The 15118-nt window shown below is 56.5% G+C and carries 12 protein-coding genes and 3 pseudogenes; 6 read left to right on the top strand and 9 right to left on the bottom strand.

The annotated features are described in order from the left end of the window. Positions 1–31: 31 nt before the first annotated feature. Entirely contained in the window at positions 32–784 is a 753-nt protein-coding gene (locus JCM25354_RS00820) for a class I SAM-dependent methyltransferase (protein WP_243443812.1), read from the bottom strand. A gap of 89 nt (positions 785–873) precedes the next feature. Between JCM25354_RS00820 and JCM25354_RS00815 the strand changes: the two genes are divergently transcribed. Continuing rightward, the gene (locus JCM25354_RS00815) at positions 874–1680 is read left to right on the top strand and encodes a helix-turn-helix transcriptional regulator (protein ID WP_025884599.1); all 807 of its coding nucleotides are present in this window, start codon (positions 874–876) and stop codon (positions 1678–1680) included. A 51-nt stretch (positions 1681–1731) separates the two neighbouring features. Here the strand turns inward: JCM25354_RS00815 and JCM25354_RS15640 are convergent. The 3 genes and pseudogenes from JCM25354_RS15640 to JCM25354_RS00800 form a co-directional block, all read right to left on the bottom strand. Next, a pseudogene (locus tag JCM25354_RS15640) lies at positions 1732–2834 on the bottom strand (purine nucleoside permease). 17 nt (positions 2835–2851) lie between these two features. After that, on the bottom strand, positions 2852–4363 hold the full coding sequence (locus tag JCM25354_RS00805; RefSeq protein ID WP_025884598.1) for an adenosine deaminase family protein: 1512 nt from the start codon (positions 4361–4363) through the stop codon (positions 2852–2854). A 240-nt stretch (positions 4364–4603) separates the two neighbouring features. Beyond that, positions 4604–4882, bottom strand: a complete 279-nt coding sequence (locus JCM25354_RS00800) for an HU family DNA-binding protein (protein ID WP_025884597.1) — start codon at positions 4880–4882, stop codon at positions 4604–4606. A gap of 189 nt (positions 4883–5071) precedes the next feature. On the opposite strand from JCM25354_RS00800, the pseudogene xdhA reads away from it, so the two are divergent. The 4 genes and pseudogenes from xdhA to JCM25354_RS00780 all read left to right on the top strand — a co-directional run bounded on the left by xdhA (position 5072) and on the right by JCM25354_RS00780 (position 10457). Further along, positions 5072–6527: pseudogene (xdhA, locus tag JCM25354_RS23670) on the top strand (xanthine dehydrogenase small subunit). A gap of 88 nt (positions 6528–6615) precedes the next feature. After that, positions 6616–8906 (top strand): annotated as a pseudogene (gene xdhB / locus JCM25354_RS15630) (xanthine dehydrogenase molybdopterin binding subunit). Continuing rightward, complete coding sequence (gene xdhC / locus JCM25354_RS00785; RefSeq protein WP_148301326.1) at positions 8903–9706, top strand: xanthine dehydrogenase accessory protein XdhC; 804 nt, start codon at positions 8903–8905, stop codon at positions 9704–9706. Before xdhB ends, xdhC begins: the two are co-directional and overlap by 4 nt. Before the next feature lie 73 nt (positions 9707–9779). Beyond that, positions 9780–10457 (top strand): HAD family hydrolase, encoded by a 678-nt coding sequence (locus JCM25354_RS00780; RefSeq protein ID WP_025884595.1) that lies wholly within the window; start codon positions 9780–9782, stop codon positions 10455–10457. A 15-nt stretch (positions 10458–10472) separates the two neighbouring features. On the opposite strand, the gene JCM25354_RS00775 is transcribed toward JCM25354_RS00780, so the two are convergent. The 5 genes from JCM25354_RS00775 to JCM25354_RS00760 form a co-directional block, all read right to left on the bottom strand. Further along, a complete protein-coding gene (locus JCM25354_RS00775) occupies positions 10473–10658 on the bottom strand; it encodes a hypothetical protein (protein WP_025884594.1) in 186 nt (61 codons plus the stop codon). Continuing rightward, on the bottom strand, positions 10655–12526 hold the full coding sequence (gene feoB, locus JCM25354_RS00770) for a ferrous iron transporter B (protein ID WP_025884593.1): 1872 nt from the start codon (positions 12524–12526) through the stop codon (positions 10655–10657). Before feoB ends, JCM25354_RS00775 begins: the two co-directional genes overlap by 4 nt. A 6-nt stretch (positions 12527–12532) precedes the next feature. Beyond that, positions 12533–12628, bottom strand: coding sequence for a FeoA domain-containing protein (locus tag JCM25354_RS23215; protein ID WP_369345706.1), 96 nt, complete (start codon positions 12626–12628; stop codon positions 12533–12535). After that, positions 12618–12770 carry a FeoA domain-containing protein gene (locus JCM25354_RS23210; protein ID WP_369345702.1) on the bottom strand — a complete coding sequence of 51 codons (153 nt, stop codon included), beginning with the start codon at positions 12768–12770 and terminating at the stop codon, positions 12618–12620. Before JCM25354_RS23210 ends, JCM25354_RS23215 begins: the two co-directional genes overlap by 11 nt. A gap of 133 nt (positions 12771–12903) precedes the next feature. After that, complete coding sequence (locus JCM25354_RS00760; RefSeq protein ID WP_025884592.1) at positions 12904–13167, bottom strand: helix-hairpin-helix domain-containing protein; 264 nt, start codon at positions 13165–13167, stop codon at positions 12904–12906. A 342-nt stretch (positions 13168–13509) separates the two neighbouring features. Here JCM25354_RS00760 and JCM25354_RS00755 point away from each other — a divergent pair, with 342 nt between their 5' ends. Further along, entirely contained in the window at positions 13510–15084 is a 1575-nt protein-coding gene (locus tag JCM25354_RS00755; protein WP_025884591.1) for an NAD(P)/FAD-dependent oxidoreductase, read from the top strand. Positions 15085–15118 lie beyond the last annotated feature (34 nt).

The raw sequence follows: 15118 nt of genomic DNA, 5'->3' as shown, positions 1-15118 counted from the left end.
ACAAAACCTTGTTCCGTCCTTGCCGCAGGCGTTATTTCTGCCAGACGATAATCGAAATCGGAAAGAAGAAACGTATACCTTCTTCAACATGCCAGGCACCCATCCCCAGCCGGTTGGTGCCGCTGGCAATATCCTCGGCAAACAGATCATGCAGGGCAGCCTGATCTTCGGGGGCGACCTGATCGTTCAGACAGGCCTCGAGGCGATAATGATGGGTCCGGATTGTAGTCAGGCCGAGTTCTTCTCCCAAAGACAGGAGCTGTGTCCGGGTCAGGGCATTTATATGGGAGGGGTCACGTACTCTTTCTGCCTGATCATAGGCCTGCTGGCACTCGGGAGCCGGGGTGGCATCGATAACGACAATGCGACCGCCCGTGCAGCAGACGCGGACCATTTCCTTCAGGCAGTCAAGGGGACGGATCATGTGGTGGAAGCTGTATCGCGTGACCACTCTGTCGAATGTACCGTTCCCGTAAGGCAGGTGGTAGGCGTTGCCTGGATCGAACGTGACAGGGAGGGCACGCCGTGCGGCCAGTTCGCGCCCTTGGATGAGCATGGCCGGGGTCATATCCAGAGCGGTTACATCGGCACCTTCCGCAGCCAGCGCGCAGGAGACAATACCTGGCCCGCAGGCCACATCGAGTACACGTGTTCCTGATCTGACGTCGCAGGCAGCAACAGTCATGGCCATGCTCTCGGCCTCAGCATGGATCGGCAGTGCGGCAAAACATGCTGCCCAGCGGGTGAACTGTGTGATGATCCGGTTATCATGGGTAGACGTCATGCTCATTCCTTTCCTGATACGCGCAGGATAGGAGGGAAAGAGATGGCCGTCTGACGCGGGTCGGTCAAAAAAGAGCGGATAACGGCCAGATGAGAATTCTGACAGTCGAGGAAACGAAGGTGGCTCTCGAGGACCATGGCCTTGACCGCCTGCAGGGCATCGGAATGGCTCGCAGGGAGTCGCATGAGGCCCTGTTCTATGCATGGCACGACCACCAGCATCATCAGATTCTTTTTGCCAGAAAAGGTACGACGCAGGTGGAGGGGCAGGACGGGCGTCATCTTCTTCCTGCCGGGCATGCGTTATGGATTCCGGCCAGAACACGTCATCGCACCATGATCCGTGATCTCGACGGATTGTCGCTGTTCCTGGATGCCGAGGTGGTTGTCGGGAGCTGTGAGACTATTTGCGTTTTTCCGGTGTCACCGGTTCTTCAGGAAATGCTGTTTCACGTTGTGCGTTGGTCAGAGGGATCGCTTGATCCTGATCCTCTGGCCAGGAGTTGTTTCCAGACCCTTGCCCTGATGGTGCAGGAGGTGATCGGTAATGCGGAAAAACAGGCATTCGTGCTGCCGAAAGCGACGCGTCCTTCGCTCCAGCGCGCAATGGATGCCGCCTTGCTGGATCCCGGCAGGGCCAGTCTCGCAATGGCACTACGGGAGGCAGGTATGTCGGAACGAAGTTTCCGGCGGCATTTTGACCGGGAGACCGGCATGAGCTGGCAGCAATGGATCAGTCAGGCGCGGCTTTTTCATGCCGCGACGCTTCTTGCCCAGGGAGAAAGCGTGACCCGTGTTGCGGTCGAGACCGGTTATGCGTCTCTCAGTGCCTTTGCCAAGGCATTTACACGATTGCTCGGCGTGCCCCCGGCCCGCTTCCGCGGCCAGTCCCGCTAGGCTGGTCTGGATTGGAACGGAAAGGAGACGGGGAACGAAGCTCTGTTGTTGCTATTTTCCGGTGGAAGGAATCACCTTCTCGTAGCGGTCCCAGTGTGTTGCCAGCTCGCGCACGACGACGCTGCCGACCTGATAGGCAGCGTTGACCGAGGGAATGAAGGCTGAATAGCCTTTTTCATTGGCTTCATCAGCAAGGAGCTGCGCGGCAGTCCGGCCCGGCGGGGGCATGTCGAAATTGCTCGAAGTCCGCAGTACGAGGGCACGATCAGGATCCACACGTCCGGCCTTGGCCTGGAGGGCGAGGGCCTGGCAGAATGCAACATCCTCTTCGGCAGTGGTGGCCATGACACCCTGATTGTCAGTCCAGTAGCGCACCCAGCGTTCAGCCCAGCGATTCATGAGCTTGCCAACCCAGAAGGTCTCACCTGAAATGGTATCCCCCATCATGACAACAGGAGGCTTCAGCGCCGGGGCGTAGCACGGTAGCGCGCCCGGCTCTGTTTCATGCCTTCGCTGTCAGGCAGGGTGATGGATCTGGTAAGATCGAAGGCCCAGCGTGTCAGTCCGGGGTTGAGCGTATACATCATGTCACCGGAGAGCGAATGCAGAGGCGGCCGTGGCGTTTCGTCGGGGCGGCTACCCTGCACAGGTGTGAAACCGTCAGGCCAGTCCTTGGGGATTTCACGTGGATCGATCAGATGGGCCAGTCCACCATTAATGACGCGTGGTGCCCAGACTGCCGCGCCGATTGTCCCGAAATTGGGGTTGATCCCGGCAATACCGGCAAGCACGAAATAGCTGTGTCGAAGGTCAAAACGTGGGTCGAGAACAAGGGCGGTCATGGCAGAAGCCATATGCTCCGGACCTTCACCGCTGGCGATTGCCAGAACCTGCAGATCAGGATTGTAGTGCATCACGCCATGATCAGTCCCCGGAGCAGGGAGGGTCTGGGCGAGGGGAAATTTCTCGATCCAGTTCTGGTATTCACCCGGTGTGTCGCCTGTATCCTTGCCGATTTCGAAGGTCGTAACGACTACGACGCGTACCGGGATCTTGGCTGCCGCAGGGGCCGTTTCAGCAGCCTGTGCCACCACAGGGGGGGTGAGAGGAATACTGACAAGCGAGAGTGTGGTGAGAGCGAGAAGGCTTTTCATCATGGGTGAGGGGATTTTCACTGGAAAAGGGGTTCGTGGCTGATCGTGTTCTCGAAAGTAGCAAAATTCTGTTCGAGCTGAAGCTGAAGTCGGGCTTTCTCGCTCTTTTTCAGGAAATCCGCGCAGGCAAAGCTCTGGGGGGCTTTGCAAAGCGTGGTGATATGATCGCCGTCCCACAGGCTGGTACCTGGAATAAAGGCATAGGTCAGACTGTTGCGCGAGAGGGTCTTGAGATCGGCATAGGTCAGGCTGGTGGTAGATAGCGCTCTCAGATAATCGAGTGTGAGATTGCTGCGTGATACGCCTTCATCATCGGTCGAGAGAACGACCGGGACATGGGCACGGCGGTAGAGATTCAGGGGGTGGGCGCTACCACTTACCCCTAAAATCTGGGCGTTGCTGGTCAGGTTGATCTCGACTGCAATGCGTTGCTGGGCCATTTCATTGAGCAGGCGAATGGAATCTTTCTCCCATACGATATCAACCCCGTGGCCAATGCGCTCCGCTCCTGCGATTTCAACAGCGTCGCGTATATGGCTCTGCAATCCGCTGGACGGAACGAGGGCAGGGGTCAGTTCTCCTGCGTGAAGACTGAGCCTTACATCGGGATAGAGAGCGCCCAGCTTGGCGAACATCTGCATGTGCAGACTGTAATCGGCCATGGCAACGGGGTTGTCTTCAGGGGCGACGAAGTTCAGCCCCACAAAACGTTTGTCGTCATGGACGAGCTGGTAGCCCGCATCCAGCTGGGTAAAGACCTGCGCAGGCGTCATGGTACGTATGGCCTGAAACAGATAACGTACGGTCACGGCACAGCCGGGATGAGCGGCGGGTGTGTCGCATTGCAGGATGTCCCGTGCATCATGTTCCATCTCGTCCGTGTCATGTCTGGCTTCGGCAACAAGGCGCGGACGATCATCAGCCAGGGCCTCATGGGCCGCCGAGAGGTCAAGATCGTGCAAGGGGTGCTGATCTCCGGCCTTCACCATGGCGCCAAGTCCCGGCGAGATCATGAGTTCGAGATAGACAATGTGATCGGCAGCGGCCTGATCACGTGCCTGAGCCAGCATGGCCCCCTGATGGGCAGCCAGAACCGGTGCAAACCGTCCAAAAGTCGAGAAAAAGTGATCGTGGCCGGAACGATCTGTCGCTGTGGGAACGAAATCATGCATCGACAGGGAATCGATCATGACCGCGCGCGCGTCGTCATGTGCCCGTAGCTGGGCAGCGGGGATATCGCCCGGTGTGGCAAGTCGGCATTTGGTAGAAAGAAGGCGCCCCTGGGAGAGAGACACACAAAGTCCGTCCTCAGCCGCCCAGTCGAGAAAGCTCTCAGCCGGGATGGCGCCTGCCAGATGATTGTGCAGATCGCCCCCTTTCGGGAAGCTGCGCATGAACAGGGTGAGGCGGGTCGGATCGTTGCGGAGATGATCGAACACGCGTGCAGTAGCCTGTGCTTCAGGCGTTTCGGCCTGGGCAGAGACGAACGGAAAAGCGATGAGGAGAATGGGTAGAAAGCGGGGCAGCATGCCGCGGAACGTGACGAAACCAGTCTACTTTTGCAAGCATCCCGGACAGGACAAAGTAACTTTTACGTCCAATTATTGTTCGCACCTCAGCCCGTGAAGGGACCATGGAGGGGCAAAAGGGAAGGGTAAGGCCCTGTTTTCGAGAAAAACGTGGTTTTCAGGAAGAACAGGGGCCTGACCCGATCCGGGCTGTCAGGGCGGGGCGGAAACCACCCTCAACCGACTGACGCCCTGAGCGGCTTACTTGCCGGCGAGCGCGTCCTTGACGTTCTTGGCCGGGGAGTAGCTGAGCTTCTTGGAAGCAGCAATTTCGATTGTCTCACCCGTCTTCGGGTTGCGGCCCTGACGGGCAGCCGTCGAGCGGACCTGGAACTTGCCAAAGCCCGGAATGGAAACTTCGTCGCCCTTGGTGGCGGCGTCGATGATGCTGGCCCAGACCGTGTCGAGGGCGGTCTTGGCGTCGGCCTTGGTGCCACCGGTAGCGGCAGCGATGCGGTCGATCAGATCAGTGGATTTCATTGTGATCCTCTTGCGTTTGGAATGGCCGTGGAGCCTTAGGCGCAGTTCGAAGCGAGAACAAGGCAGGAAATGCAATATTCCTGATTGTTCTCTGACGTCGAATCTCACAATCATACAAGAGTTTCAGGAAATGGCGAAGGGGCAGCCCCCTCTCATTCATCTGCTTTCCGCTTTTTGAAGGGGGTCTTCATGCGTCATTCAATACGGTTCTATCTGGGAGAGCGTCTCGTCAGTCTGAACGATGTAGCCCCTGACCAGACTTTGCTCGACTGGCTGCGTCATAAGGGCCGCACAGGGACCAAAGAAGGCTGTAATGAAGGTGATTGCGGTGCCTGCACGGTGATTGTCGCTCGTTTGCGCCAAAATCGCGTGGTCCTGAAGGCTGTCAATGCCTGTATCCAGCTTTTGCCCATGCTTGATGGTGCGGTCCTGTTTACCATTGAGGATATCGGCAGTGCTGCTGCCCTGCATCCGGTTCAGGAGGCGATGGTCAGTCTCAACGGGACGCAATGCGGCTTCTGCACGCCGGGATTTGTGATGTCGATGGTAGCCTATCGCAATGCCGAACAGCGTCCGAACGACGATGCGGCGATTGATTCGGCCCTTTCAGGCAATCTCTGCCGTTGCACAGGCTACGCCCCCATCGTGCGCGCCATGAAGCAGGCGCTTGCAGCACCCGACAGTGCCTTTGAAGAAATGCTTTCAGGCCTTGTCCCAAGGCTGGAGGCGCTTGAGGATCATGCGGATGTGGTCATCCAGACTGCAACCGGGACGGTTTTTATACCCGACACTGCCGACACGCTCGCACAATATCTGCTCGATTACCCGGATACGCTGATTGTGGCCGGGGCGACCGATGTAGGGCTATGGGTTACAAAGGCCATGCGCCCTCTGCACGTGTGGCCTTTATCGGCCAGTGCCGCGAGCTGATGAGGCTCGAACACAGGGAAGATGGGCTCCATATCGGCGCAGCATCACTTATGATGCTGCACGTGAAGCACTCTCTGCGCACCTGCCTGATTTTGGCGCGCTTGTCGGACGGATCGGCTCGACCCCGATACGCAACAGCGCAACGCTTTGCGGCAATATTGCCAATGGTTCGCCCATAGGTGATGGACCGCCCGCGCTGATTGCGGCCGGAGCCATGCTGCATCTGCGTTACGGCAGCGAAAAACGTGTCATCCCGCTTGAGCGCTATTTTCTGGGCTATGGCAGGCAGGATCGGCGCCCAGGGGAGTTTATCGAGGCGGTTCATATTCCACCTCTGGCCAAAGGCACATTCTATCGCAGTTACAAAATTTCCAAGCGTTTTGATCAGGATATCTCGGCAGTTCTGGCTGCTTTCGCCATATGTGTGGACGAAATCGGTCATGTTGTGGAAGCCCGTCTGGCCTTTGGAGGCATGGCGGCTACGCCCTGCCGGGCGCCTCGTGCGGAAGCTGTGCTGACGGGCGCATCATGGAACGAGGCCACGCTTGAGGCTGCCCGCCTGGCCCTGGCTGAAGATTTCACCCCACTGAGCGACATGCGTGCCAGCGCCTGGTATCGACAGACTGTGGCGGCCAATCTGCTGACACGTTTCTACGAGGAGAGCCGCGGCGAGACCATACGTCTGGCCAGAGCGGGAGGGCTGCTCCATGCCTGATCAAAGCGCGCTCGTCGCATCCCCTCAAAGCGTATCGGTCACCGAAGCCGCATCCGCCCCGGGACCTGCCACCAACGACACCCGTGACATGAAACATGAAAGCGCGGTGCTGCATGTAACCGGACGGGCGCTCTATATCGATGATCTGCCCGAGCCGAAGGGATTGTTGCATGTGGTACCGGGCCTGAGCGAGAAAGCGCATGCGCGGCTCGTATCCGTCGATCTTTCGGCTGTACGCGCGTACCGGGTGTCGTGCGTGTGCTGACAGCTGAGGATATCCCGGGTGAAAACCAGACCAGCCCGGTTCATGCCAATGATGAGCCGCTACTGGCGCAGGATCTGGTGCAGCATGTCGGTCAGCCCATTTTCGCCGTAGTGGCAACTGATCGAGCCATTGCACGTCGTGCGGTCAGCCTAGCGCGTATCGTCTATGATGAGCTCCCGGCCATTCTTGATATCGACAGCGCGAAGGAAAATGGCAGCGCCGTTGTCTGGCGACCGCTCACCATGGCGCGGGGGGATGTGGCGTCGGCTCTCGGCAGGGCCCCGCGGCGGCTCAGGGGCACCCTGACGATAGGCGGGCAGGAACACTTCTATCTCGAAGCAGGTAGCCCTTGCCCAGCCTGGTGAAGCCGGTGAAATGCGTCTGTGGTCCTCGACGCAGCACCCTTCTGAAACGCAGCACCTTGTTGCGAGTGTTCTGGGACGGCCGCACCACCTCGTCACCACTGAAATCAGGCGTATGGGAGGAGGTTTCGGCGGTAAGGAATCCCAGGCCAACGGGTGCGCCTGTCTTGCTGCTCTTGCCGCTGAACGGACAGGGCAGGCTGCCAAGATGCGCCTTGATCGGGATGACGACATGGTCATCACCGGCAAGCGACATGATTTCCAGGTTGGTTATGATGTCGGCTTTACCGATCAGGGCGATATCCTGGCCGTGGATATGGAGCTTGCGGCCCGATGTGGATGGTCGGCCGATCTTTCAGGCCCGGTAACCGATCGCGCTCTGTTTCATGCCGACAACGCCTATTACTACCCCGATGTGCGGTTTCGCTCTCTGGCACTCAAGACCAACACGCAGTCCAATACCGCGTTTCGCGGCTTTGGCGGCCCTCAGGGCATCATCGCTGCCGAACGGGTGATTGAGGAGATTGCCTATGCCACGGGCATGGATCCGCTCGATGTGCGTCTGCGGAATGTCTATGGCACGGGTGAACGCAATGTGACGCCCTATCACATGGTGGTTGAGGACTCGATTACTGATCTGGTTCTGAGCCAGCTTGCCGAACGCTGTGATTATCGCGCGCGTCGCGAGGCCCTGCGTGTGTTCAACAGCACGAGCCGCAGCCTGAGAAAGGGCATTGCCATTGTGCCGGTGAAATTTGGCATTTCCTTCACCGCTACCCATTACAATCAGGCGGGCGCGCTGGTTCATGTCTATACAGATGGTTCTGTGCAGGTGAACCATGGTGGCACGGAAATGGGGCAGGGGCTGCATACCAAGATGGTGCAGATCGTCCGGCATGAATTCGCCCTGCCAGCCGAGAGCGTCCGTATTACCGCCACAACAACGGGCAAGGTGCCGAATACTTCTGCCACGGCGGCTTCTTCCGGGGCTGATCTCAATGGCATGGCGGTGCTTGATGCGGTTACCCAGATCAAGGGGCGCATGATCGGTTTTGCTGCAGAGAAATGGCAGGTGGCCCCTGAGCAGATAAGCTTCGAGACCGAAGGCGTGCGCATCGGGGATGAGCGCATTTCGTTCCGCGATTTCGTCTGGCAGGTCTATTTTGCGCGCATCTCACTTTCGGCCAGCGGATTCTACAAGACCCCCAAGATTTCGTGGGATGCAGCGACAGGGCGTGGTCGGCCATTCTATTATTTTGCCTATGGTGCTGCTTGTGCCGAAGTGACGCTCGATCTGCTGACCGGCGAAAACACGATTGACCGCGTCGATATTCTTCATGACGCCGGGGAGTCCCTCAATCCGTCTATTGATATCGGTCAGATCGAAGGCGCTTTTGTCCAGGGGGCAGGCTGGCTGACAACCGAGGAACTTGTCTGGGACACGCAGGGCAGGCTGCGTACCCATGCCCCGAGCACCTATAAAATCCCGGCCTGCTCTGACCGCCCGCGTATTTTCAATGTTACCCTGCTCGAGAATGCTCCCAATCGTGAGGCAACCATCTACCGGTCCAAGGCCGTTGGCGAACCCCCTTTATGCCATGCGTAGCCGTGCTGCATGCCTTGTCGGATGCCATTGCAAGCCTTGATTCCTATCGCGCCTGTCCGTCGCTTGATGCGCCTGCGACGCCTGAAACGCTCTTGCGTACAATCATGCGCGTCAAGGCGCAGAACCAGCAGGGAGAATCCGGCTGATCGATCTGGCTCTCATCCAGACATGGCAGCGTCAGGCTGTGGCCGTATTGCGTGTGGTGGTTGCTGAAACGCGTGGTTCGACCCCGCGTGAGGCAGGAGCTTTCATGCTTGTGACCGAAACCGCCCAGACGGGTACGATTGGCGGTGGTGCGCTTGAATGGGAGTCGTTGATGCGGGCGCGGCAGATCCTGCGCGGCGAGGCCGGGCGTGAGGAAAACCGCTTCGTGCTTGGACCACAGGCCAATCAGTGCTGTGGTGGCGTAGTGGTGATCCGTTATGAACCGGTCTTTGATCTTGACGCTGAACTGCGCGCCCTGGATGCGCAGCGTCAGGCCTGGCCCGTTCTGTCCGTATTCGGGGCAGGACATGTGGGGAGAGCACTCATGCAGGCCGCAGTATTGCTTCCCATCTCCCTGCGCTGGATCGACCAGCGAGCGGACGAGTTCGGGACGGTGCCGCACGGAGTGAGTGTCTGTGTAACCGATGATTGGGAGCACGAGATTGTCCGCCTGAGGCCGGGAGACGGGATTCTGGTCATGACACACAGCCACAGGCTTGATGCCATGATCGTGGCGATGGCGCTTGAGCGTGACGATCTTGCCTATGTCGGGCTTATCGGATCGCGTAGCAAGAGAAAACGCTTTGAGGCAGGTTTCCGTGATATCGGTCTCCCCCAGACAAAGATTGACCGGCTTGTCTGCCCTGTAGGCGCTCAGGGGCTGGGCGACAAGCGCCCTCAGATTATTGCGGCTTTCGTTGCGGCTGAGCTGGCGGCGCGGTTGGTCTGTCATCCCGGATAGGGCAAGATAAGGTGTCGTCTGGAGCCTGGTTGCCATTTTGCGCTCGCGGCCAGACGGCGTGAGGAGAGATTCGATGACAGGACCCGGCCCGATACGGGGTGTTTTGTTCGATATGGATGGTGTGCTGCTCGATAGTGAGACACTCGCGCTTGAGGCCTTTGTCACCGCAGCGCGAGATCTCGGTCATGACATTCCTGTCGAGTTTGCCCGGCAGATGATTGGTCTGCCAGGTGACGCCTGCGCGCGTCTTGTAATCGACACTTATGGATCAGGCGTTGATCTTGATGCCCTGTTTCGTACGCAGGACAAGCGTATGCATGCACTGGTCGAGGCTGGCAGGCTGATCCTGAAGCAGGGGGTTATACCGCTTCTGGATGATCTGGACAGACTGGGTTTGCCGCGAGCGATTGCTACGTCATCGAGCCGTGCACGTACCGATACCCATCTTCGGCATGTCGGGATTCATGAGCGTTTCGATGCCATCATCACGCGTGACGATGTCACGCACGGCAAGCCTGATCCGGAACCCTACCTCAAGGCAGCTCATGCCCTTGGCATCGAGCCTGCCTATTGTCTGGCGATAGAAGATTCCCACAATGGCGCGCGCGCGGCGCATGCAGCTGGTATTAGGGTGATTGTGGTACCGGATCTTATGGCACCGAATGAGGAAATCATCGGCAAGGCCCATGCCATTATGGAAAATCTGCATGAGGTTCGCGAGTTCATCACGCGGGCTGAAAGCAGCATATAATGTCTGGCCGGCTGCTTAGTGACACCCCCCGCCCTTGCAGCGATCACAGCTGTTGCAGCCTTTTTTCTGTGTTTGAGGCGCTGTCTGTCGGGCAATGCCGAGTTGTGTCCTGAGGCGCGCTGCCTGAAGCGGAAAAAGTCTGTTCAGCCAGAAAGCCAGCGCTATGCCTACGAGAACAATAACGATGATGCTTTGTGTCATGAGGAAGCTCCAGTCAGGGCGCGTGTCACGTGATACGTAAGCAGCGACGCTACGTAAGCAAGGCCGAACAGATAGGCAGCAGCGCCCAGAACAACCTTGAGTGAGCGTGTTTCGCGACGCATCACAGCAAGAGTTGAGATGCATTGCGGGGCATAGACATACCAGGCAAGCAGGGAGAAGGCAGTTGCCATGCTCCAGTGCGCACTGAGCAGGGGCGTGAGCTGGCTTGCCGCCGCATCGTCACTCGCGCCCAGTGCATAAACGGTAGCCAGCGCACTGACCGCGACCTCACGAGCGGCAAGGCCAGGAATCAGTGAAACACAGATCTGCCAATTGAATCCGAGTGGCGCAAAGACCGGCAGCATCCAGTGGCCTATCATGCCTGCCAGACTGTAATCGATAGCGGCTCCTGGGGCACCTGCTGGTGGGGACGGGAAACTCGACAGGGCCCAGAGCAGGACATTCAGGGAAACGATGATCGTGCCAACACGCGACAGAAACATGGTGGCACGTTGCCACAGACCAAGCGCTATGCTTTTCAGATTGGGTGTACGGTAGGGGGGCAGTTCGAGCATCAGGGGATGCTCGTCTGATGCTACGCCGTGCGTCATGAGGCGTGCCGCAAGGATGCCGCTGATGATGGCGACGAAATAAAGCCCGAACAGTACAAGCCCCTGTAGTCCAAGAAAGCCGAATACCGTGCGATGCGGCACGAAGGCGCCAATCAAAAGCGTATAGACAGGCAGTCGCGCGGAGCAGGTCATGAGCGGTGCGATCAGGATGGTCACCAGCCGGTCACGCGGATTCTGGATGGTACGCGCTGCCATGATGCCCGGAATGGCGCAGGCAAAGCTTGAGAGCAACGGTATGAAAGAACGTCCGCTTAATCCGGCAAGTGCCATGATCCTGTCGAGCAGAAAGGCCGCACGGGGCAGATAGCCGGTTTCCTCAAGGCACAATATCCACAGGAACAGGATCAAGATCTGTGGAAGAAAAACAATAACCGTTCCCGCCCCGGCAATAACGCCATCGGCGATCAGACTGCGAAGCAATCCCTGAGGCAAAGGTGAGACAATCATCTGGCCAAGCGAAGCAATACCCGCTTCAAGCGCATCCATGATTGGCTGTGCCCAGGCAAAAACTGTCTGGAACATGAAAAACAGCACGACCAGAAGGATGACTGGCCCCCAGACGGGGTGGAGAAACCAGCGATCTAGCCTGTCGGCCAGCCTGTCACTCCTGAGCGACGATTCATTGGTAAAGCGCGCGATCAGTGTCCCGACCTGAGCATGCAGATCGAGCCCCTCAGGTAATGCGGGTGGCAGGGGGAATTCCGGTTTGTCGAGCGCTTCGAGCAGATGGCTGATTCCGCTTTTGCGCAGGCTTATGGTGGGGATGATCGGTACACCGATTGCGGCGGCGAGTGCCGGGACATCAATTGTGAGGCCGATACGTGCTGCCTCGTCCATCATGTTCAGCACGACCAGCATTGGCCTGCCGAGCTGAACAAGTTCGAGCAGAAAGCGTAGATGAAGCCGGAGATTGCTGGCCGAGACGACACAGATGATCAGGTCAGGTTGTTTCTCAACCGGATGAAGCCCCATGCATACATCACGAGTGACATCTTCATCGGGGCTGGTTGCGCTCAGGCTGTACGTGCCGGGGAGATCGAGCAGTCTGACAGAACGGCCAAGAGGTGTGGTCAGTCGTCCTTCCTTGCGCTCGACCGTTACACCGGCATAGTTGGCTACCTTCTGCCGGCTGCCGGTAAGCTGATTGAACAGCGAGGTCTTGCCGCAATTCGGATTGCCGACAAGAGCGGCTCTCAACGGCTTTGTGGCCGTTTCCGGCAGGGTAACAGCATCCATAAGGGATCAGAGATCGTGCTGAAGCGCGATGCGCGAAGCCTCACCACGGCGAAGGGCAAAGCAGGTGGAACCAAGACGAACGGCAATCGGGTCATGCCCCACAGGGCCTGTGGCCACGATCTCGACCGGGCCCGGGTATGAAACCAAGCTCGCCAAGACGGGTGGCGATCGGATCGTCTTCCATGCGGGCAACGACCTGACTGACGATCGCGTGGGCGCCTTTGGGCAGGGTGTCGAGTGTCATGGCTAGACCCATCCGAACAAGAATTACGGCGTCCTGTGAGAACGCGTCTCAATTGCCTAGATAGGCTGTCGCGGATTGTTAGGAAAGAGGAAAGGGTACAAAACGTGAGCAGAGGCCAGATTGCACCCTTACTTCAATCGGTCTCTCTACACTTGTTGGCGCCTGCGAACGCTCGGGCGATTGTGATGGCCATGGTAACAGCTGAACGCGCCTGTGGACTGTTTCGCCAGCAGGAAGCTCCAAGCCTCACACTGATCTGATGACATAGCTCATCAGCAATCTGCCGGGACAGCTCTTCAAGGCTATCGATACCACTTTCTTCAAGACGTTGTATGACAACCGGTCCTATGCCCTTGCAATCCAGAAGAATCTGACGTTCTTGATCGGAAAAAGGCATAGTATAAACGGCCTCAAAATCTTATGACGGCAAGCGTCGCGATAATGGTGTTGAAAAAACGTATCTCTGTTCATCACCCGCGAACGGGTATGCCGCATCTGTATACCAGAAAGAAAATTCCGTCTTGAAGCAGCAAGTTATCACGACATGTTTTAGGTGTTAAACAAAATATAATTCCAGGGCGATGCACATGTCGTGTAAAGTACAGAGTGCTTGTGTCTTTATAACAAAGAAAAAGTGGACTGGTTTATTCCGTTTGCGGACTTGTAGGAATTTTCAAAGTTCGCATCTTTGGATTCATCGGTTTTTTTGAAAACAATGACGCTAATCGAGGGAAGTGCGTTGTCAGATAGAGAGTCGAATACGTTTCATGATGTCCTGATCATAGGCGGTGGCCTGGCAGGGCTGACCCTTGCGCGTCAATTGCTGATGGCAGATCCTGATCTGGACATCTGCATCGTACATAACCGGAAATTTCCAAATCCCGAGCGTATTCACAAGGTGGGTGAATCTACCGTGGAAATAGGCGCTCATTATCTTGCCCAGACCCTCGGTTGTGTACAGCACCTGAACACTCAGCATTACAAGAAGATGGGACTTCGCTTTATCCAGACCAGCGGTGTCTCAGAAGAGGATCCTTATCGTGAGCTTGGCCTGAGCTTTTATCCCCGACACAACACCTATCAGATTGATCGTGGCAAACTTGAAAACCATCTCCTTGATCTTGTTCAGCCATCGATCACCGTAATCGAGAACAACAAGGTTATTGACTTCGAGAAGAAAGGCGATCTGAACCAGGTTACTATCAGAGATCACGATGGCGCGTGCAAAACGACTTCTGCACGCTGGGTCATCGATGCCTCCGGACGCAGCCGCGTATTAATGAAGAAATTTGGTCTCCAGAAAGAAGCAGGGATCGATCATTCGGCTATCTGGTTTCGTGTGGGAGGAAGAGTCGATATCAACGAGTTTCTCGCCTCGCGTGATCCGGCCAATTCATTTCTGGACGCAGATGATAGATGGCACAGCACTACCCATCTCGTAGGGCGTGGCTACTGGGTATGGATTATCCCGATCAACGAACAAACGACGAGCATCGGGATCGTTTTCGATAACAGCATTCACAAGCTCTCATCGATGAGTGCTTATCCTCTGGCTATGAGCTGGCTGAAACAGCATGAGCCCCGTTTCCATAGCTATATGGAGGCGAAAAATTTCGATGTGCTTGATTTCGCCATGCTGCGAAACTACTCGTATCTTTCCAAGCAGTATATTTCTGCAGATGGCTGGGCATTAACGGGCGAGGCTGCGGGTTTTGTCGACCCTCTGTATTCGAACGGTACCGATCTGATCGGTCTTGCCAACACAATGATCACAAATGCCATAACCAAAGCTGACGGTCTGTCACTGATCGATCAGATGAATGACTTTCTTGAAGAAACCTATGGGGTTTTTGCCGAGACGCATCGGTCGTCCTATGGTTATTTCGATGACTGGAATTATGTCTTTGTCAAGACAAACTGGGATACAGTCTTTTATTTCCTGTTGATGTGCGTTCTTTTCATGAATAATAAATCAGAGAACGTCTCATATGTTGATTCCATTCATGGGAAAATATACGATTTCATCAACCTCCATAAAGAAGTTATGGAGTTTCTGAAACGGCCTGGTGCGGTAACGGAAGATTACGTGCTCTCCGATTTTATCAATCTTGCAGGATCCATACAGGATTATGCAAGCGGAGCTATTATTTCTCTTGATAAAAGCGACGAGGGAATATCGGAATTACTTGATCGCCATATGGAAATCCTCAAAGAGCTTGCTGCGTCGATTATGGAAACCAGAACCTTCGACCGGAATTTCTACGAGATGGGAGGACGTCTCATGGCCAAACCGGATCAAGACGCTCTGATCTGACCATATAGAATGCCTGTTTGAAAGCTCCGGTGGC

The organism is Asaia prunellae JCM 25354, from assembly GCF_000613885.1.
Taxonomy (GTDB): domain Bacteria; phylum Pseudomonadota; class Alphaproteobacteria; order Acetobacterales; family Acetobacteraceae; genus Asaia; species Asaia prunellae.
Note: the sequence above shows the minus strand (reverse complement) of the source record. Positions and strands in the feature narration are given on the sequence as shown.